Origin of the sequence: Geobacter hydrogenophilus (genome assembly GCF_018501225.1) — a bacterium.
Classification (GTDB): domain Bacteria; phylum Desulfobacterota; class Desulfuromonadia; order Geobacterales; family Geobacteraceae; genus Geobacter; species Geobacter hydrogenophilus.
Map to the genome: position 1 here is coordinate 65744 of NZ_JAHCZI010000001.1, position 20095 is coordinate 85838.

General features: G+C 61.0%; 21 protein-coding genes. 5 read left to right on the top strand and 16 right to left on the bottom strand.

Annotation, left to right across the window (positions count from 1 at the left end; all coding sequences use genetic code 11):
• Positions 1 to 26: 26 nt before the first annotated feature.
• The 14 genes from KI811_RS00310 to rnc form a co-directional block, all read right to left on the bottom strand.
• The gene (locus tag KI811_RS00310; protein WP_214184495.1) at positions 27 to 1109 is read right to left on the bottom strand and encodes a protein-glutamate methylesterase/protein-glutamine glutaminase; all 1083 of its coding nucleotides are present in this window, start codon (positions 1107 to 1109) and stop codon (positions 27 to 29) included.
• Positions 1106 to 1981, bottom strand: coding sequence for a CheR family methyltransferase (locus KI811_RS00315; RefSeq protein WP_214184496.1), 876 nt, complete (start codon positions 1979 to 1981; stop codon positions 1106 to 1108). Before KI811_RS00315 ends, KI811_RS00310 begins: the two co-directional genes overlap by 4 nt.
• Positions 1981 to 3981 (bottom strand): HEAT repeat domain-containing protein, encoded by a 2001-nt coding sequence (locus tag KI811_RS18850; protein ID WP_214184497.1) that lies wholly within the window; start codon positions 3979 to 3981, stop codon positions 1981 to 1983. The genes KI811_RS00315 and KI811_RS18850 overlap by 1 nt, the downstream gene beginning before the upstream one ends.
• 66 nt (positions 3982 to 4047) lie before the next feature.
• The gene (locus tag KI811_RS00325; RefSeq protein WP_246551207.1) at positions 4048 to 4539 is read right to left on the bottom strand and encodes a chemotaxis protein CheW; all 492 of its coding nucleotides are present in this window, start codon (positions 4537 to 4539) and stop codon (positions 4048 to 4050) included.
• 53 nt (positions 4540 to 4592) lie between these two features.
• Positions 4593 to 4964, bottom strand: coding sequence for a response regulator transcription factor (locus KI811_RS00330; protein WP_214184499.1), 372 nt, complete (start codon positions 4962 to 4964; stop codon positions 4593 to 4595).
• Between the two features lie 39 nt (positions 4965 to 5003).
• Entirely contained in the window at positions 5004 to 5720 is a 717-nt protein-coding gene (locus KI811_RS00335; protein ID WP_214184500.1) for a chemotaxis protein CheW, read from the bottom strand.
• A 19-nt stretch (positions 5721 to 5739) separates the two neighbouring features.
• Positions 5740 to 6543 carry an ExeA family protein gene (locus KI811_RS00340; RefSeq protein WP_214184501.1) on the bottom strand — a complete coding sequence of 268 codons (804 nt, stop codon included), beginning with the start codon at positions 6541 to 6543 and terminating at the stop codon, positions 5740 to 5742.
• Positions 6544 to 8613: a chemotaxis protein CheA gene (locus tag KI811_RS00345; RefSeq protein ID WP_214184502.1), complete on the bottom strand. Its 2070-nt coding sequence runs from the start codon at positions 8611 to 8613 to the stop codon at positions 6544 to 6546.
• Between the two features lie 9 nt (positions 8614 to 8622).
• Positions 8623 to 8988 carry a response regulator gene (locus KI811_RS00350; RefSeq protein ID WP_214184503.1) on the bottom strand — a complete coding sequence of 122 codons (366 nt, stop codon included), beginning with the start codon at positions 8986 to 8988 and terminating at the stop codon, positions 8623 to 8625.
• A complete protein-coding gene (locus KI811_RS00355) occupies positions 8985 to 10166 on the bottom strand; it encodes a DUF4388 domain-containing protein (protein ID WP_214184504.1) in 1182 nt (393 codons plus the stop codon). Before KI811_RS00355 ends, KI811_RS00350 begins: the two co-directional genes overlap by 4 nt.
• An 84-nt stretch (positions 10167 to 10250) precedes the next feature.
• A complete protein-coding gene (gene der / locus KI811_RS00360; protein WP_214184505.1) occupies positions 10251 to 11570 on the bottom strand; it encodes a ribosome biogenesis GTPase Der in 1320 nt (439 codons plus the stop codon).
• Positions 11567 to 12463: a GTPase Era gene (gene era / locus KI811_RS00365; RefSeq protein ID WP_214184506.1), complete on the bottom strand. Its 897-nt coding sequence runs from the start codon at positions 12461 to 12463 to the stop codon at positions 11567 to 11569. The genes der and era overlap by 4 nt, the downstream gene beginning before the upstream one ends.
• Positions 12464 to 12492: 29 nt before the next feature.
• Positions 12493 to 13533 (bottom strand): elongator complex protein 3, encoded by a 1041-nt coding sequence (locus KI811_RS00370; protein ID WP_214184507.1) that lies wholly within the window; start codon positions 13531 to 13533, stop codon positions 12493 to 12495.
• Complete coding sequence (gene rnc, locus KI811_RS00375) at positions 13530 to 14270, bottom strand: ribonuclease III (RefSeq protein ID WP_214184508.1); 741 nt, start codon at positions 14268 to 14270, stop codon at positions 13530 to 13532. The genes KI811_RS00370 and rnc overlap by 4 nt, the downstream gene beginning before the upstream one ends.
• A gap of 134 nt (positions 14271 to 14404) precedes the next feature.
• On the opposite strand from rnc, the gene tmk reads away from it, so the two are divergent.
• From tmk to metG, 4 genes are read left to right on the top strand one after another with little or no spacing between them, the layout of a single operon-like run.
• On the top strand, positions 14405 to 15058 hold the full coding sequence (gene tmk / locus KI811_RS00380) for a dTMP kinase (RefSeq protein WP_214184509.1): 654 nt from the start codon (positions 14405 to 14407) through the stop codon (positions 15056 to 15058).
• Between the two features lie 3 nt (positions 15059 to 15061).
• On the top strand, positions 15062 to 16018 hold the full coding sequence (gene holB, locus KI811_RS00385; RefSeq protein ID WP_214184510.1) for a DNA polymerase III subunit delta': 957 nt from the start codon (positions 15062 to 15064) through the stop codon (positions 16016 to 16018).
• A 30-nt stretch (positions 16019 to 16048) separates the two neighbouring features.
• A complete protein-coding gene (locus KI811_RS00390) occupies positions 16049 to 17095 on the top strand; it encodes a PSP1 domain-containing protein (RefSeq protein ID WP_214184511.1) in 1047 nt (348 codons plus the stop codon).
• Positions 17092 to 18621: a methionine--tRNA ligase gene (gene metG, locus KI811_RS00395; RefSeq protein ID WP_214184512.1), complete on the top strand. Its 1530-nt coding sequence runs from the start codon at positions 17092 to 17094 to the stop codon at positions 18619 to 18621. Before KI811_RS00390 ends, metG begins: the two co-directional genes overlap by 4 nt.
• A 93-nt stretch (positions 18622 to 18714) precedes the next feature.
• Here the strand turns inward: metG and KI811_RS00400 are convergent, their stop codons facing one another.
• Entirely contained in the window at positions 18715 to 19317 is a 603-nt protein-coding gene (locus KI811_RS00400; RefSeq protein ID WP_214184513.1) for a YdcF family protein, read from the bottom strand.
• Positions 19318 to 19408: 91 nt separating this feature from the next.
• Here KI811_RS00400 and rpmB point away from each other — a divergent pair, with 91 nt between their 5' ends.
• Positions 19409 to 19600, top strand: a complete 192-nt coding sequence (rpmB, locus tag KI811_RS00405; protein WP_214184514.1) for a 50S ribosomal protein L28 — start codon at positions 19409 to 19411, stop codon at positions 19598 to 19600.
• Between the two features lie 112 nt (positions 19601 to 19712).
• Here rpmB and KI811_RS00410 read toward each other — a convergent pair whose 3' ends face one another.
• The gene (locus tag KI811_RS00410; protein ID WP_214184515.1) at positions 19713 to 20090 is read right to left on the bottom strand and encodes a RidA family protein; all 378 of its coding nucleotides are present in this window, start codon (positions 20088 to 20090) and stop codon (positions 19713 to 19715) included.
• Between the last annotated feature and the right edge of the window lie 5 nt (positions 20091 to 20095).

Here is a 20095-nt window from a genome sequence, read left to right on the forward strand (position 1 = left end):
AGTTACGCATCGAACCCGTCGGCCTGCTAATCAAGGTCAGTGGCCACTCCGCAACGCATACGGATTTCCCGCGCAATCAGATCGAGGGGTATAACCTTATCAACCACACCCGTGGCGATGGCCTCCCTCGGCATTCCGAACACCACTGCCGAACTCTCGGCTTCGGCAAGGACTTGTCCTCCCGCTCCCTTGACGGCCCGCACCCCCCGGCTCCCATCATTCCCCATGCCCGTAAGGACTACGCCAAGGGTCCGCGGGCCAAAGGCATCGGCACAGGAGGCAAGCATGGCATCGACCGATGGAATGTAGCGATCCTCGGGAGATGGTTTGCGCACCCTCACCACCACTGAACCGGAGCTCTTCTCAAACACCATGTTGTGGCCACCGGGAGCAATCAGCACCCGCCCCGGCCACACCGTATCGCCGTCGGCCGCTTCCTTGACCTCGAAAACGGAGAGACGGTTGAGGCGCTCTGCAAAGGTTCGCGTGAAACCGGCGGGCATGTGTTGAGAAATAACGATCGCCAAGGGAAGGGCCTCGCGGAACGAAGAGAGAATCCTCTGAATCGCGGGGGGACCGCCGGTGGAAGAACCGATGGCCACCACATCGAGGCGGCACGGCACCACACGTCGCGGCTCCGCTTGCGCCTTTTTTCGTGCGATAGGAGGGGGAGCCAAAACCTCCATTTTCTCCCGGCGGATGATCTCCTTCATGTTCAGGGAAAAGACGCCCCGCACCTTCTGTTGGATATCGCCGGTTATGGTAAGGAGTTCCTCGGAAATCCCCTGGCTCGGTTTGGCAACGAAATCGACCGCTCCCAGTTCAAGAGCCTTGAAGACCTTCTCATCATCACTCTTGGCGCTGATCACAATGACCGGTGTCGGACAGTACCCCATGATGATCCGCAGGAGAGTGAAGCCATCCATCTTGGGCATCTCAAGGTCAAGGGTCACGAGGTCGGGCTTCAGATCAATGACTTTTCTGATCCCCTCCTCGCCGTCGTTGGCGTATCCCGCCACCACCACCTCGGGCATGCTTTCAAGCATTTTGATAATGGCCCGCCGGTTGAAGGCGGAATCGTCGATGACGACAACCCTGATTTTTCTCACAGTCCACCCCCTGCACCGCCCGGGAAGGGCTTCTGGTAGACCATGTCGTTCTTGAAGTGTTTAAGGATGAATGCCGTGGAGATATTCATGAGCGATTCGGAGTGACCCAGGAGGAGATATCCCCCTTCGCGCAGAGTCCGGTAAAAGGAGTCAATCACCTTTCGCCGTGCCAACTGGTCAAAGTAGATGATGACGTTGCGGCAGTATATCACGTCCATGCGGCCCAGCAGCGCGATGCGGTTCGCGTCGAGGAGGTTCAGGTGGCTTATGGTGACCAGCTCCCTCACCTTGTCGTTCACCCGGTACATTCCGTCCTGTTCGGTGAAGTAGCGACGGATGTAGCTGTCGTCGGTCACCCGGAAGGAAGACTTGCCATAGAAACCCTTGCGGGCCTGCTGAATCACCCGCTGACAGATGTCGGTGCCGATAATTTCCACCTGCCAGCCGGCGAAACCGCCCATTTCCAGCAGGAGCATGGCTATTGTGTAAGGCTCCTCGCCGCTGGAGCATCCGGCGCTCCAGATGCGGAGCGTCCGGTCGCCGCTCTTCATTTTCATCGCGCGCAGAGCGGGAATGATCTCGTCGGTAAACGCCTTGAGCTGGAACGCCTCGCGGAAAAAGTAGGTCTCGTTGGTGGTGAGGAGATCCATGATATCCGAGAGTTCCTGGTCCCTGTTCCGGTTATACTTGAGGAAATGGTAGTAGTCCCTGAATCCTGCGAGATGGTGAAACTGCAGACGCTTGGCGAGGCGCTTTTCCAGCAGGTAGGTTGCATCGCTATCAAAGTAGAGACCGCAATGATTGTAGATGAGATCCCGAATCAGGCGGAACTCCTCATCGGATAGTGGTATTTCCGGTTCCAGGCTGAACATTACCGCCACCTTCCGAGAAGATCCCGGAGCTCACCCCGTACGAGTTCGTCCTGCTCGGATTCCAGGGCCTTGCGCAGGTGCATGGCCGCTCCCTCGCCGAGAAGATGCGCCATGGCACGGGCAGTGGCACACCGCACGTCCCAGTGGGGGTGTCGGAGAAGCCTGTCCCGATACTCGTCAATCCAGGAGCAATCGCTGCGGGAGAGGATGTCGATGGCAGATTTCACCACCTCCTCGTCACTGTTCTCAAGGCCCCTTCTCACGAGCAGAAGTGCCCGGTCGTCCCCAAGACCGGCCAGGGCTTCGAGCGCAGTGATAAGCACGACCCCGTCCGCCTTGCCCAACAGATCCTCAATGGCATCAAGCGCCCGCTCGCCGCCTATCTTGCCGAGGCTCCTGAGGGCAGCGCACCGGACCCACGGGTCTTCGTCGTTGAGGGAAAGGATCAGAGAGCCCACGCTCCCCTCCCCCTGCACCTCACCGAGTCCCGTGGCTGCGGCGATCCGCACATCAGGATCCTCGTCCACCAGCGCCATGACCAGGTTCCCGAGGCATTCGGGAAGGCGTAGGCCCGCAAGAGCGGTCACAGCACTACGCCTCACAAGGGGGCTCTCATCCTTCACCAGAAGGGCAAGGCGCTCCGGATCGGCCAGAGCCGCGAATATCCGTGCGGCATCCCGTCTGTTATCGGGGTCGGGCGACGTGGAAAGAGTCCTTGCGATGGCAGCCACCTTCTCCCGACCGGCAGGGGCAAGGCGCACAAGAGCATCCACCGCTCCCTTGCGCACGTCTTGCTCGCTGTCGTCAAGCAGCAATCGGATCTGATCCAGCAGCCCGGTAAGGCCGATCTTACCAGCAGCCACCACGGCGGCATTGCGGACCGAGTACCGGTTGCTCGCCATGGCCTCGCCAAGATACGGCGCCGCACCACCAAAGCCCATTTCTCCCCACAGATAAATGATGAAGGTTTTTTCCTCGTCATCGGCTTTGGAGAAAGCTGCAAGCAATGCGGCCATCCCACCCTCACCCATAATCCGGAAACCCTGGAGACACGTGCGCCGAAGCCGCTCGTCGCGGCACCCCTCCAGAAGGGGCAGGGCCGCACGCTCATCACCGATAAGCGCAAGAATCCCCACAAGGGACTCCCTCACCTGCCGATCGGTGGTATCAAGGGATGCGATGAGGTCATCCACGCACGGTTTCCCCCTGAATCCCGTGAGCTGGTCGTCGACCTCCCGTGCGTACACCGCGGGGAGTCTCCCCCTGAGGCGCGCCAGGGCACAGGCCGCCGCTTCACGGACTGCCCGGACGCGGTCCTGGAGCCCCTCCAGGATTACCGGTACAGCATCACGGTCTCCCACTGCGCCAAGGCACTCTATGACGGGACGCTTCAGGAGAGGATCCGCTACAAGAGGAGCAAATACCGGGATGGGAACCGGTTCCCCAATCCGGGTAAGGGCGCCGAGAACCGAAAAGCGGAACCAGACATCACCCGTTGCCAGGGCCTCAACCAGAGGCGCAACCGCGCGAGGGTCGCCGATCTTGCCGAGATTCTCCGCCGCTGCGGCAGAAACGTTGGCATCGGGGTCCTGCAGTGCTTCCACGAGGGATGGAATGGATGAGCGGTCGCCGATGCTGCCGAGGATGTCGGCGACGAATTTCCGTACGTCATGGTCGGAGGCTTTGAGGTGATCAAGGAGAAGGGGCACACTCCGGGATTCCAGGCGCTCCAGGGCCTCCACTGCCGAGTTGCGGAGCCCTGCGTTGTCGGAGGATGCAAGCAGGCCGATGAGCCCGTTCAGGGTTGAGTCATCAAGGGGCACGGTGAGAAGCGTGTTGACCGCCTCCTTGCGTACCCGCCAACTCCCGTCTCCCATGGCTGAAAAAAAGAGTTCACGGCTCTTGGCGAGAGGATGGCGGCCCAGGCTGATTACGGCCTGTCGACGCTCCTCCTCGTCGGCACCAGTAAGTTGAGTACGGATGTGTTCAAGATCGCCCACTGACGGTCTCCTTGTCGAACTGTCGGAATTCCCGCGCACACGGCACGGGTATCCCCTTTTCCGGAATTACCGGGCGGGAGCTGCGCCCGATGTCCGTGAAAAGCCGGCGAGAGCCGATGTTTCGCGGCTGTTCAGAATAGTGTCAAGATTGAGAAGCATGATGAGGCTGTCGCGGACAAGGCAGACGCCGATCAGGTACTCGGTGCTGATCCCCTCGGCCACATGGGGAGGAGGCTTGATGTCATGGGCTTGGACCGTAACGACCTCGGTGACGTCGTCCACGACGAGCCCCACGAGTTGGCGGGACACGGTTACCACCAGAAGCCGTGATTCCTCCAGCGGAGCGCGATCAGGAAGCTCGAACCGCTTGCGCAGATCCATAACCGGAATGACCGTGCCGCGAAGATTGATTACCCCTTCCACAAAGGACGGTGTCCTGGGTAGCTTCGTCAGGTGCTGAGGCTTGAGGATTTCCTTGATCCTCATGATGTCAGCAGCAAAATTCGCATCACCCAGACGGAAACAGGCAAGCTGAATTTCCTGGATGTCAGTTTCCATCATCATCCCCCCTGGGGCAGCACATTAAATGGTTTCTGTCTGGCTCCCTCCCGTCATGGAGAGAGGAGGTCCTGAATTATCTCTATGATCTTTGCCGACTTGAACGGTTTGGTGACGTAGGCCGACGCGCCCGCCGCCATCCCTCGCGCGCAGTCCTGCTCACTCTTCTTGGCCGTAAGCATCACGACGGGAGTGTGTGCCGTTTCGGGGTTCTGCTTGATGCGCCGGCAGACCTCAAAGCCATCTATCTCAGGAAGCATGATGTCGAGGATGACCAGATCGGGCCTGGTCAAGCCGACTTGTTCAAGGGCGGCCACCCCGTCGGCAGCACCCACCACTTCATACCCCCTGGACGTGAGGAGAATGCTTTCAAGCTTGAGAAGGCTTTCCTCATCCTCGACGATCAGGATTTTTTTCTTCATCATGTCTGGACCCCTTCGCGCCATTAAAATGGGGGCGCGATCTCAGAGCAGCAACACGTCAAGAACCTTTTCCATGGCGAGCATAATGACGATCTTTCCGTCATGACGTCCGATACCGGATACAAATTCACGATCTATGCCATCGAGAACCGCAGGGGGCTGTTCCACGGTGTCTGCAGCAATCCGTACCACCTGGGTAACCTCGTCCACAAGAATACCACAGAGACCATCACCTTTCTTCACCACGATGATGCGCTCTTTCCCTCCCCCCCCTTCCCTGCACAGGCCAAGGCGCTCCCGGAGGGCGAACACGGGGATAATGATACCGCGCAACGAGATCACGCCGGCGATGAAGGGGGGTGCATGGGGAACCTCCGTCGTCTCCCGGGGCTTGATGATCTCCTTCAGTTCCATGATGTCGATGCCGTAAATCTCGTCGGCAACCCTGAAGCAAAGAATTTCGAGGGAAGACGAAGCTTGGACCGGGAGGTCGGTATCGTCTTCAACAGTGAGAACCTCATCAACAAGGGCAGCCTTCCTCCCTTCAAGGAGAACGGTCAGGGGATCGAGGACAACCGGCGGAGCAAAGCTAGTTTGGATAACCTCGTCATGGGGAAAGAACTCGTCATAGTGACCATCATCGGTCTCCTCCAGCGGAGGGGCGGGGGGGGTAACCGGCGGTTGCGCAACCCGGGGCTCCTCGCGTCGTCCTTCGCGTTCCTTCTGGGCCTTTTTCCTGATTTCGGCTATATCCATCATGGCAGTCGATCCTTTGACCTCAGTAGAGGCTCGCTTCGTCACGCAACTCTTCCACCAGCGATGCGTCGATCCAGGCAGAGTCCTTCCCGAACCCCACCAGCAGCGCATTGGTCGCCAGGATGTTGATCTTGCGCGGCACCCCGCCCGACAGTTCGTAAATCCGCCGGATGGCATCCGGGGAGAAGAGCCCCTGGGGTCCGCCGGCCACCTCCACCCGGAAGTCCACGTACTCAAGGGTTTCCTCAAGGCTCAGGGGCTGGAGGTGGTAGTGCATGGCAATCCGTTGACGCAGGGCTTCATGACCCGGCTGGGACAGCATCTCCCTCAGCTCCGGCTGCCCCATGAGAATGACGCTCATGAGGTTGCGGTCGTCCAGCTGGAAGTTGGTCAGGAGCCTGATCTCGTCGAACACCTCCTGGTCGGGGATCAGCTGAGCTTCGTCGATGATGATCACCGGACAGCGCTTCTCCCCGTCAAGCCGGTAAACCGCCTCGGTGAGCTGGCGCAGCAGTTCGTCCTTGGCCGCCGCCGGCTCCTGGATGCCGAGACTGCGGGCCACGGTGCGGAGGAACTCCAGGGCCGAAAGGCGCGGATTGACGATGAAGCAGAAGCAGCCGTCATTCCCCACGGCATCCATGAGCGCCCGGGAGATGGTGGTCTTGCCGCAGCCGATGTCGCCGGTGAGGAGAGCCAGCTCACGCTCTTCCACCGCATACTGGAGCCGCGCCAAGGCCTCCCGGTGCCCCGGCGACAGGAAGAGGTAGCGAGGATCCGGGGTCTTCGAGAACGGCTTTTCGGTCAGCCCGTAGAACTCCCTGTACATCTACCCTCCGCTCCGGAAAGCCTCGCCGATGATCCCCCCCACGTCGAGCACGAGGATCGTCCGCTGGTCCCCCAGGTCCGCCGCGCCGGTTATCCCCCGGTACCCCTTGAACATGTCCCCCAGTGACTTGATGACGATATCCTGCTGCCCCATGAGGTCGTCGACGATGACCCCGAGCCGTTTCTCCGCCACCCCTACCACCACAACGTAAAACTCGGCTTGAGTTGGCTTCGTACGCGGAACGCCGAAAAAGCGCTCCAGCCGCACAAGCGGGAGGGTCGTCTGCCTGAGTTGGTATACCTCCTTACGCTCCACGGTATCGATGTCATTCTCGGTGACGATGATCGTCTCGAGCACCGACGTGATGGGAAGAGCGTAGGTGCGCCCGGCGGTGGAAACCAGAAGCGCCTTGATGATGGCCAGGGTGATGGGAAGGGTGATGATGATCTTGCTCCCCTGGCCGAAGATGCTCTCGATGTCCACCATCCCGGAGACGGCGGCGATGTTGTTTTTAACCACATCCATGCCGACGCCGCGGCCCGACAGTTCGCTCACCTTATCGGCGGTGGAAAAACCGGGAAGGAAAATGAAGTCGAGGGCCTCCCGGTCGGAAACCCCTTCCAGAGTCTTGATGAGCCCCTTCTCCAGGGCCTTCTTCTTCACCTTATCGATATTGAAACCCCGACCGTCGTCTGACACCTCGATGACGACGTGGTTCCCCTTCTGGTAGGAGGAGAGTCGGATGGTCCCCCGCTCGGGCTTGCCGGCGGCCACCCGCTCTTCCGTGGTCTCCAGTCCATGGTCGATGGCATTGCGGATGATGTGAACCATAGGGTCGGCGATATCCTCGATGATGAGCTTGTCCAGTTCAGTGTCCGCGCCAAAGGTCTTGAGGTCGACCTTTTTCCCCTGTTCCCGGGAAACCTTCCGGACGATGCGGGCCATTTTCTCGAAAAGTTGCCCCACCGGGATCATCCGGATCTCCATGACCCCCTTCTGCAGTTCCGTGAGCTTGCGGTCGAGCCCCTTGGCCGCCTTGCCCAGCTCGATGGCCAGGGACGAGAACCCTTCGAGCCTCATGCGTGTCGCCAGCATCGATATGATGGAATGGGAGAGGACCAGCTCCCCCACGATGTTCATGAGATCGTCCAGCTTGCCGATGTCGACCCTCACCGTGCGGCTCATGCTCTTGGCGGTCATGTCGTCGCCCTGGCCGGCTGGAGCGGGGACCTCGGCCGAAACGGGAATAGGCGCCTGCGGTGTTGCGGGAACTGCCTCGGCATTACCAGGCGTAACCGCTGCAGGTGGCACGGCGGCAGCCGCACCGATCCGGGTGACCTCAACATTATCCCGGTCGATGAGTCCGGTAACATCATCGAGCGCGAGATCGGTGCCGTAGAGAATCTCGAAGTCGATCATCGACTCGGGAGTGGCGCTGGCACTGGGGAGGGTGCTCACCACCTCTCCCGACTTCTTCAGGACTTCCGAGATCTCCCCCAGATCCTGATCGAAGGACATGAGGCTGAAGGAGGCATGGATGGAGTAAATGGTCCGCCCCTTCTTCACATTCTCCAGCAGCCGGTGTTCCTCGTATTCGGTGAGGGAGTTGAGGACTTTCTCCGGCAGGCCGAGCTTCTGGAGGGGAGACTCGCCGCCACCCTCCTGGGCTGTGGCGCAGTCATTGAGCCGCTGAATCGCATCGGCAATGGCGGACGAGAAATTTTCTCCGGTGCCAAGCCCCCGCACCACGGAACCGAGGAGTTCCATGGCATCGAAGAGAATGTTCATGGTGGCATTGGTGAGGGGAATTTTGCCGAGGCGGAGTGAATCGAGGAGGTTTTCCAGGTTGTGGGAGAGCTGCTGGATGTCGGCGAAGCCGAACATGCCGGCAAGCCCCTTGAGGGAGTGGGCGCCGCGGAAAATGGCATTGAGCAGGTCCGGATCACACTCCCCGCTGTCGGCGCAGTCGCCGAGGGTTCCCAAGTCGGTACTCAGTCGATCGACAATCTCTTCGGCTTCGGCCAGAAAGTCTTCCACGGCCCTGCCGGACGTATCATTTGAATTTGCCATGGATAACCCTCAGGCCGTGTACTGTATGATCAACTCCTGCAAACGCGCCGGATCGAACGGCTTCACCAGATATTCGTTGGCACCGAGGGCGAGCCCCTTTTCCCGGTCACGCTCGCTCCCTTCGGTGGATATGATGAAGAGCGGGATATGGCGGTAATTTTCACTCCCACGGACGAAGCTCACAAGCTCAAGCCCGTTGATGTCGGGCATATTGATATCGGTTATGATCAGGTCAACGGGTTCCCGAGGCAGAAGCCGAAGGGCTTCGAACCCGCTCGCCGCCTCGGAAACCAGATATCCGCCGAGGGACTCGATGGTCGCCACCAGAAGGGACCGCATGGTCGACGAGTCTTCCGCTATGAGGATTTTCTTCACGTTACACTCCGAAGTTTACTTTCCAGCAGCGCCTTTTCCATGACCAGCCCGGCCTGGGACAGAAAAATCTCCAGGGCCTCGGTCCCGACGATTGGCCTGCGCTCGGCCTGATTGTCGCCGTAGAGGACAGCAATCACCTCTCCACCACTTACGATCGGCCCGAGAAAAACCTCGTGGGGAATATCCACACCGATGCGGCCAAAGAGATAACGATTCCATTCATTGGCTTCGGGACGGACCACTGCCGGGTGTTTCGCTTCAATAACCCCGCTGAACAGCGATGGCTCTCCCCTCGGTATGCGGAGCGACCTGATCCGCTCGTCGGCGCCGCCGCCGCGGTCGTCGAGGCCAAACTGACCGAGCCCCGCAACCTCCTCCTTCAGTACCCTGAAAATTACCGCGCGTGCCATGAACTCCGCGGCAAACCGCAGAACCAGCAGGGTTATGCCGCATCCCAGCTCCGGATTGTGCAGCTCTTCGAGCATCCCCCGCAACAGGGTCATCCGGTCAGCGTGGTTGTAACCCTCCTCACCGGTCTTCGCCAGCTCCTCTCCCATTTCGAGACGAAGCTCCTCGCCGATGTTGATGTGCCCCGGCGGCGCAGGCACCACGATACGCCCTTCAGGAGGCTGGGGGACACGGTGGTGCTCCTCCTCCCGGGAAACATCCTCACTGCGGCGGTCCTGCTTCGCCTCAGCCATCAGGAACCGGGGATTGAGCCCCTGCTCCAGCATGAACTGGAGGGGATCCACCCTGATGGTGCCGGCAGTGGCCACGTTGTCCTGGAGAACGAATTCGAATGTCCCTTCCACCCAGGCAAAGAGCGTATAAACTACCCGCTCCACCTGCTCCCGGGCCACATCTTCGACAACGGTGGCAGGCACGCCGAATCGCCGCACCAGTATCGATCCCAGCCGCTCCTGGAATCCTTCGCTTTCCTGGCATGCAAGGGCTGACCGCAGGGTTGCAAGGTCGAGCTTCCCCTTGCGGATCAGGACCTCACCGATATTCTCCAGGAGGGTGCTGGAGGTGGCCTGGATCACCTGACCGAGCCGGAAGACGATGGTCCCTTCACGCCCCCGGCTCTTGACCCGCAGAATCCCCGACTTTGATGAAAGGCTGATGATCTGTAAAATCTCACCCAGCCCCAGATCTTCAAGACTCCCGACAAGGCTCATGGCATGAGAGGGTCAAAAACCCGGAAAACAGTGGTAGAAACGGCGCTCATCATAAACTACTCGTCCGGTTCAAGTAAAGCACGTTTACTCCCGGCGCTCCCTGCCCCGGAAGATGATCTTGAGGGGGCTGCCGGTGAAATCGAACGCCTCGCGGAACTTGTTCATGAGGTACCGCTCGTAGGAAAAATGCACCCCCTCCGGCTGATTGGTAAACAGAACGAATGTGGGCGGCTTCGTCCCCACCTGGGTGGCGAAGTAGAACTTCACCCGCCGCCCGTGGGAAAGGGGGGCGTGGTGTTTCTCCACCGCCTCGGAGAAGACCCGGTTCAGGTCGGAGGTGCTTACCCGCTTGGAGTACTGGGCCATGACCCGCTCCACCTCCTCCATGACCCGGTTGATCCGTTGGCCACTCTTGGCTGATACAAATACTATCGGCGCAAATGAGAGATACTTGAATTCCGTCTTGATCTGGTCGACGAATTTCCCCAGGGTGCTGTTGTCCTTGGCCAGGGTGTCCCACTTGTTGACCACGAAGATGCAGGCCTTTCCCGCCTCAAAGGCGTAGCCGGCGATCCGCTCGTCCTGCTCCGTGACCCCTTCCTCGGCATTGATAACGATGAGGACCACGTCGGCCCGCTCGATGCTCCGCAGGCTGTCTACCACGCTGTACTTCTCCAGCTTCTGGGTGGTCTTCCCCTTGCGCCGGATCCCGGCCGTGTCGATGAGGAGATAGCGCTTCTTGTTGCAGGCGAAGAGAGTATCGACGGAATCCCGCGTGGTGCCGGGTGTGGGGTTGGCCACCACCCGCTCGAAGCCGAGGAGGCGGTTCACCAGGGACGACTTCCCCACGTTGGGGCGCCCCACCACGGCGATCCGGGTGATATCCTCGTCATCAAGGCGGGTCGAGCTTTTGGGAAGGGCCGCCACCACCTCCTCCATGAGGTCGATCACCCCGCGGTTGTGCTCGGCAGAGATGGTGTGGAGGGTGCCGACCCCCAGGGTGTAGAAATCGGCTGCCTCGTTCTCCAGCTTCTCGCCGTCCACCTTGTTGACCACGAAGAATACCGGCTTTTTCACGCGGCGGAGCATCTCTACCACCTCCACGTCGGAGGGGGTGAGCCCTGCCCGGCCGTCCATGAGGAAAATGATGACATCCGCCTCCTCCATGGCGAGCTGGGACTGCTCCCGCATCTGCTGCAAAAGCCGGTCCTCGCTCACCGGCTCGAAGCCGCCGGTGTCGATGAGGATAAATGGCGTCTCAAAGCGGGTAACGGTTTCGTAATTCCGGTCGCGGGTGACGCCGGGCATGTCGTCGACGATGGCCTTGCGGCGCCCCACGAGACGGTTGAACAGGGTCGATTTCCCCACGTTGGGGCGACCCACTATGGCAACGAGTGGCATCATGTGTATCCAAGCTCCTTCAGCATCCGCTCGTCTTCGCTCCAGTCCTTGCGGACCCGGACGAAGAGTTCCAGGAAAACTTTCGTATTGAGTAGTTGCTCGATCTCGACCCGGGCCGCCGAGCCGATCTTCTTGAGCATCGCCCCCTTCTTACCGATGATGATCCCCTTCTGGGAATCCCGTTCCACGGTGATGGTGGCGGCAATGGAGACGAGGCCTCCGTCCTCCCGCTCCTTGAAGCTGTCCACCTCCACGGCGGTGGCGTAGGGAACCTCGTCGCGGGTCATGCGAAAGACCTTCTCCCGGATGATCTCCGCGGCAATGAAGCGCTCCGGCACGTCGGTCAGGATGTCGTCGGGGAAGTAGACCGGTCCCTCGGGAAGTGCCCTCCGCACCAGTTCCACCAGGTGGTCGACACCGTCGCCGGTGCCGGCCGACACCGGCACGATCTCCCGGAATGGATAGCGGTCCTTGTAGGCGGCGATCCGCTCCAGCACCGCCCCCTTCTCCGTCAGGTCCACCTTGTTGAGAACCAAGAATACCGGGGCCGTGGCACCTGCAAGAACGTCGATGATCTCCTGTTCCTGTTCCCCCGGCTTCTGGTTCGCCTCCACGAGGAACAGGACCAGATCCACCTCCCGGATGGCGGAGAGGGCCACCTCCACCATGTACTTGTTGAGCCGCGAGCGGGCCTGGTGGATTCCCGGCGTGTCGATGAAAACGATCTGGGCGCCCGGGATGTTGTGGATCCCCTGTATCCGGTTACGGGTCGTCTGGGGCTTGTCCGAGGTAATGACGATCTTTTCGCCGAGAATCCGGTTCAGCAGAGTCGATTTCCCCACGTTGGGGCGCCCGATGATGGACACGAATCCGGATCGGAACGGTTTATCTGACAAAGTGCAACTCCTTTCGTGAAACGTGCAGGTCAATCCAGCACGTTGCCGGCAATGGTTCCGCCGGAATAAACAATTTCGAGATCGTAGGGGGAGAGGTGCGAGCTGCCGGTGATCCGCTTCACCGCCACGCCGGACCGCTCCCGGAGACGGACGAGATTACGGCGGTGCTGCCCCGCCACATCGGACACCCGCCGGGGCGCGCAGGCAACCTCCATATCGGAACCGGCGGGAATCCCCGCTGCCAGCCGCTGGAGAAGATCGAAAAAGAGTTCGCTTTCCGCAAGCTGCCGAAATGCCGGATGCCACGGACCAGCCAGGACCGTCCCGGGCCGCTCCAGCTCTTCCGTAGGCTGGAGACCAATCCTGATCACCGGCACGCCGGCAGAGATACACCGGCGGAGCATGGCCGCGCAGAGGGAAACGGCATCGTCGAGGGCCAGTGGGGTGTAGTCACCTGAGCGCCAGAGTTCCGCCAGCCGGGTTCCCTCCACAACCACCGTGGGATAGATGCGCACAAAGGCTGGAGATAGGGCAAGGATCCGTTCGAGAGATTCAATGGCCGAATCTGCGGTATCGCCGGGAAGTCCCGGCATCAGTTGGGCGCCGATGTCGATGCCGGCCCCGCAAAGAGACGCGAACGCCTCCTCCACATGGGCTGCCCCATGCCCCCTGCCGGCCGCGGCGAGAACTGCATCATCCATGGACTGGACCCCCAACTCCACGGTGGCCACGCCACGGCTCGCAAGGAAGCGTGCCGTTTCACCGTCAACCGCATCGGGTCGGGTGGAAAGCCTCACCCGGGCCACGCTCCCCGTTGCCATGAGGGGCTGTAACGGCGCCAGGAGCTGTTCCTGGTCACTCCGAGGGAGGCTCGTGAAGGTGCCGCCGTAGAAGGCCACTTCCAGGGGCCGCCCCCGGCCGCACGCGGCATAGCGGTCAATGGTGGCGATCATCTCCGCCGGCTCCGGAAGCCCGGGCCGCTGGCCGGAAATCCGCTCCTGGTCGCAGAATACACACTGATGGGGGCATCCCTGGTGTGAGATGAAAAAGGGAACGATGAGCGGCTTCATCCTTCTCCTTCGGCAGCGAGCAGTGCGAGCCCCTGCCGGGCAGCCACCTGTTCCGCCTCCTTCTTGCTCCTGCCAGTCCCCTCCCCCATCCGCTCTCCGGCCACCAGGGCAGTTACCGTGAAACGCCGATCGTGGGGAGGGCCGTCAGTGGCGATCAGCTCATAGGTGGGCGCCGTCCCGAATCGGGTCTGAACCATTTCCTGAAACTCGGTCTTGAAATCCCGCCCCGTGGCCCCGGAAGCAATGCCGGCCAGCAGGGGAGAGAAGTCCTGCTCCACGATCCGTTCGACGGGGCCAAGGCCGCCATCCAGGTAGACTGCTGCCAGCAGGGCCTCATAGGTATTGGCCAGAAGCGACCGGCGCTCCCGTCCGCCGCTCCGCTCCTCGCCCCGCCCCAGGAGCAGATGGCTACCAAGCCCCCGAGCCGAGGCCAGCGCCGCAAGGGTTTCCTCCCCCACGAGCGACGCCTTCATCCGGGCCAGCACCCCCTCGCGGCTCTGGGGAAAGCGGGCAAAAAGCATCTTTCCCACCAGGAGCCCGAGCACCGCATCACCCAGAAATTCCAGGCGCTCGTTGTCCCGAATCCCCTCCTCTCCGCGGCGCTCGTTCACCCAGGAGCGATGGGTAAGGGCCTCAGCCAGGAGCTGCCGATTGACAAAGCGGTAGCCGATGCCGGACTCCAGATCCTCTACCATCTCAAGACCCGCACTTTTGTCCTCCACAAACCGTTCCCCCATAGACGAAACACTATACCCTGAATCCGCCGTATTTATCAATAATTATGCGACTTGCCGGGGATTTTTACCTTGATTTACCCTGGTCTCTTCCCTATAATTCAGCTTTTACAAAATGGAAGGGCAGTGCAACCCTCATGGGTTTTTTTATCACATTTGAAGGAATAGAGGGGTGCGGCAAGTCGACCCAGGTACGGCTGGCCGCCGAACGTCTCAGCCAGGCCGGCCATGAGGTGGTGGTGACCCGGGAACCGGGGGGATGCCCCATCGCCGACGCAATCAGGGCAATTCTCCTGGACGCCGGAAACAGTGCCATGGTGCCCATGACCGAACTCCTCCTCTATGCGGCGGCCCGTGCTCAGCACGTGGCAGAGGTGATCGAACCGGCTCTGAACGCCGGGAAAATCGTCCTCTGCGACCGCTTCACCGACTCCACCATGAGCTACCAGGGATTCGGCCGAAAGCTGGATCGGGAACTGATTGCCCGGCTCAACACCCTGGCCGCCGGCAGCATCAGACCGGATCTGACCCTTCTGCTCGATTGTCCCGTGGAGACGGGGCTTGCCCGGGCCATGGCCCGGATCAACGCAAGCAGCGCGGCCCGGGAGGAGCGGTTTGAGCAGGAGTCCATCCTCTTCCACGAGCGGATCAGGGACGGCTTCCTTTCCCTCGCCGCCAGCGAACCGGCGCGGTTCGTGGTCCTGGACGGCAGTGGCGGCATCGAAGAGACCGAGGCCCTCGTGACGGAGGCGATTCTTTCCCGCCTTGCCGCATCCCCTGCAAGGAGGTAGGCGGTGCCCTTCTCCCGCGTCATTGGCCAGGACACCCCCGTCAACGTTCTGCGGCGTGCGCTTCGCTCCGGCAAGACCGCCCATGCCTACCTGTTCGAGGGAATCGCCGGATGCGGCAAGGGAACCACGGCTCTCGCTTTTGTGGAGGCTGCCTTCTGCGGGCATGATGATGGGTGCGGCACCTGCCCCTCCTGCCGGAAGATGGCGACGCTGCAGCACCCCGATCTCCACCCGGTGGAACCCGACGGGGCGTTCATCAAGATAGACCAGGTCCGGGAACTCCAGCGCGAACTGGTGCTTCGCCCCATCGAGGCGCCGCTCAAGGCATGTATCATCAGGGATGCGGACAGGCTCAATCCGGCAGCAGGCAACGCCCTCCTGAAGACCCTGGAGGAACCGCCGGGCAATGCCCTGATGATCCTCCTCACCACGAACCTGGACGGGGTCCTTCCCACGGTCCGCTCCCGCTGCCAGCTTTTGCGCTTTGCGCCCCTTCCCGAGGAGCTCATCGAGGAGCGACTGGAGGCAGCCGGCCGGGACCGGGCCGCCGCCCGTCTTGCCGCATCCCTTGCTGGCGGAAGCCTGGGGAAAGCCCTCGGGGATGAGGAAGCGGACACGGTGGACCGGCAGGCGCTTCTGGAGCGGCTCCGGACCCTCTCCCTCAGCGACACGGCCCCCCTCTTCGCCGCGGCCGAAGAGATGGCCGCCAACCGGGAACAGGCCCTGAAGCAACTGGACGTGCTCGCGTCGCTCCTGCGCGACATCCTCCTCATCCAGGGGGGGAGCGACGCCGTGGTCAACCGCGACATCATGCCGTTCCTCGAAAGCGAGGCGACGCGCCTGTCGCGGGAAAAGAATCTCGACCGCATAAGCAACACCATGGAGGCCCGCCAGGCCCTCATGCGCAACGCCAACCCGCGGCTCACCCTCGACGTGCTCCTGATGCGTCTGGCGGGGTAAACGCCGCTTGTATTTTTTTCGGAGGACAACTTGGTAAAGATTGTGAAGGCTCAGTTCCACACCGCCGGCAAGCTCTACGACTTCGGGGCGGGCGATCTCGACCTCAAGCCGGGGGACAAGATCATCGTCGAGACAGAGCGGGGGCGGAGCATCGCCACCGTCGTCACCCCCCCCCGGGAATACGAAGAGGCCCAGGTACCCGAAGGGCTCAAGACCGCTATCCGGATCGCCGAACCGTCGGATCTCGCCTCGGCTGCCCGCAACGACGCCCGGGAGCAGGAAGCCTACGCGTTTTGCCTCCGCAAGATCAAGGAGCGGGGGATGGAGATGAAACTCGTCAAGGTGGAATACCTTTTTGACGGGAGCAAGGCCATCTTCTACTTCACCGCCGATGGACGGGTCGATTTCCGGGAACTGGTCAAGGATCTGGCCCATCAGTTCCACACCCGCATCGAGATGCGTCAGATCGGCGTCCGTGACGAATCGAAGATGATCGGCGGCATCGGCATCTGCGGTCGAGAACTCTGCTGTTCGTCGTTTCTGCGCGAGTTCGAGCCCGTATCGGTCAAAATGGCCAAGGAACAGAACCTGGCCCTCAACCCCACGAAAATCTCCGGACAGTGCGGCCGGCTCCTCTGCTGTCTCGGCTACGAGTACGAAACCTACTGCTCCCTCAAGAAATGCCTCCCCAAGTGCGGTAAAGTTGTGAAGTGCGGCAGCACCGAAGGGGAAGTCATCAAGCAGAACATCATCGAGGGGACCGTCTTCGTCAAGACCGACGACGACCGGATTGTGGAACTCAAGGGGGAGAGCATCAAGCCCGAGGACATCTCGGAGCGCCCCAAGCCCCCACGCCGGGAGGGTGGTCCCAGGGAGCGGGAGAAGGAACCGCAAAACTCCTCCGACAATCAGCGGCGGGAAAAGCCACGGGACCGTGAGCAGAAACCGGGAGACGACGGCGAGCAGCGCCGGGAGCGCGATACCAAAAAGAACCAGGACCAGCAGCGCGGAGAACGCGGCAACCGTGATCGCCGCGGCGGCAAAGGCAGGGACAAGGATAAAAAGGAGCCGAAATGAGCCGAACGTTCTATGTCACGACCCCCATCTACTACGTAAATGACGTACCGCACATCGGCCATGCGTACACGACCCTCGCCGCCGATGTCCTTGCCCGCTACAAGCGGCTCAAGGGGTATGATGTCTTTTTCCTGACCGGGACCGACGAGCACGGCCAGAAGGTGGAGAAGGCCGCCAACGCCGCCGGCGAGACCCCGCTGGAGCTGGCCGACCGGGTGGTGAAACGTTTCCAGGCCCTCTGGGAAAAGCTGGACATCAGCTACAGCGACTTCATCCGCACCACCCAAGAGCGCCACAAGAAGGGGGTAACCCACCTCTTCCGGGAGGTCATGGCAAAGGGTGACATCTATCTCGGCGAGTACGAGGACTGGTACTGTACCCCCTGCGAGACCTTCTGGACCGAAACCCAGCTCATCGACGGCAAATGCCCCGACTGCAACCGTCCCGTGGAAAAGCTCAAGGAGGAGTCCTACTTCTTCCGGATGAGCAAGTACCAGGAGCAGCTCCTGGCCCATATCGAAGCGAACCCCGACTTCATCCAGCCCAAGAGCCGGCGCAACGAAATTATCTCCTTCGTCAAGGAAGGGCTCCGGGATCTCTCGGTTTCCCGCACCTCCTTCAACTGGGGGATTCCGGTACCGGGTAACGAGCGACACGTGATCTACGTCTGGTTCGACGCCCTCACCAACTACATCACGGCCCTCGGCTATCCCGACCAGGCCGGTGATTACGGGAAATTCTGGCCCGTGGACGCCCACCTCATCGGCAAGGACATCCTCCGCTTCCACGCGGTCTACTGGCCCACCTTCCTCATGGCCGCCGGACTTCCGGTGCCGAAGAAAGTCTTTGCCCACGGCTGGTGGACCGTCGAGGGTCAGAAGATGAGCAAGAGCCTCCAGAACGTGGTGGAGCCCAACATGCTCGTGGACAAGTACGGCATCGACGCGGTCCGCTACTTCCTCCTGCGGGAGGTCCCTTTCGGCCTCGACGGGGACTTTTCCCACGCGGCCCTCGTCCACCGGATCAACTCGGACCTTGCCAACGACCTGGGGAACCTCCTCAGCCGCTCCACCGCCATGGTGAACAAGTACTTCGGCGGCATCCTCCCCCAACCGGGAGCCATGACCGAACTGGACGCCACCTTCCGGGCCAGGACCGAGGCGATGATCGGCCAACTCGAGTCATGCATGGATGAACTGGCCTTCAGCAAGGGCCTTCAGGCAATCTGGGAAGTGATCTCCGCCGGGAACAAATATATCGACGAGAGCGTCCCCTGGACCCTAGCCAAGGATCCGGCCCAGAAGGAGCGTCTCGGCACCATCATGTACACCCTCCTGGAGGCCCAGCGGATCGTGCATACGCTCCTGTCGGCCTTCATGCCGCGCACCGCGGCCAAAGCCCTCGGCTATCTGGGCTGCACGGAGGCACCCAGGGACGAAGACCTGGCGTGGGGCAAGCTGGTTCCGGGAACACAGATTGCCAAGGCAGAAGCGCTTTTCCCGCGAATCGAAGACAAAGCTGAGTAGGGTGAAATGTAAGGGCGATCCTTGTGCTGTGCGCTGAAGCGCGTCGGCGCACAAGTGATCGCCCTTTTTTCGTGGAAGGGGCAAGATTCGCCCCTACGGTCCCGCAGGAGGTCTCAGTTCCCCGGAAGCGAAAAGAAAGAAGAACCTGAAGAGGCAGTACTTGTAGAACTCGCTGAAGAGGAGCCGGAAACTCCCTTGGTCGCGCCACCACGCTTCCTTGAGATTGACCGTATCGACCGGATGGGGGTAGATGGCGATGTCCCGGGGAAGCGTGCTCCTGAAGATGAGGGTCGCCCGTTTCATGTGGTAGCGGGAGGTGATGAGACTAATCGAGCGGATATCCTTTCGATCAATGATCTCCCTGCCATAGAGGGCATTTTCCAGGGTGTTCCGCGATGCTTTCTCCAGAAACACCCGGTCGGCGAGACTTTCCCCCTTCCGATCCTGAAACAGTTCCTGCTTCCGCACCATAGGGTCGACCCCGATGAGAAAGAGGTACTTTCCCTTCTTCTCCCTGAAGAGCCGTATCCCCTCTTCCACCCTCCCCCGTCCCCCGGCAAGGACCACGATGGCGTCGGTGGCGATGTCGCGCTGCCGCACGGAAAAGGTCTTGTAGGCGAAGTCCACGAAGAGGACCGTCGCCACTACCAGAAAGATCACCAGAAGCGAGAAAAGGCCACGAAAAAAGAGCGCCATTGCACCACCTTACCAGAATATTTCACTTGCAAAGCCGGTTACTGTCTGCTATAAGAGAGAGCTTCAGAAACCATCGAGAGGGAGTAGAGCCATGTCGAGAAAATGTGAAATCTGCGGCAAAGGTCCCAGTTTCGGTAACAATGTCAGCCACGCCAACAACAAGACCCGCACCACGTGGTACCCGAACCTGCAGAAGGTGAAGGCCGTCAGGAACGGTGGCGTCCAGACCATCAAGGTCTGCACCCGCTGCATCCGCTCCGGCCACGTCACCAAGGCCATCTAAGAACCGGGGGGCTCGTTGCCCCTCGGACACGTTCCGCACCCAACAAACGACTCAGCCGCAGCGCATCCGCGTCTGCGGCTTTTGTCGTCTCTTATTCTCCCCGTGAAACCTCTCAGCAGAGGGCAAGCACCTCAATTTCCACCAGGGCGCCGCGGGGAAGACCTTTCACCTCCACCGTGGAACGCGCCGGCGGCTCTGCGGAAAAACGACTCCCGTACACCTCGTTGACTACCCCGAAATTGGCCAGATCGGTCAGAAAGATGGTCGTTTTCACGACGGCGTCAAAACCGAGGCCGGCCTCGGCCAGTACCGCAGCAATATTGTCCATGACCCGGTCGGTCTGCTCCCTGATCCCCCCGGGCACGAATTCTCCGGTTGCGGGATCCAGCGGTATCTGCCCCGAGAGGAACAGGAGGCCCCCCGCCTTCACTGCTTGGGAATAGGGTCCGATCGCCTTGGGGGCCTTGTCGGTGGAAATAATCTCCTTCATCGCAT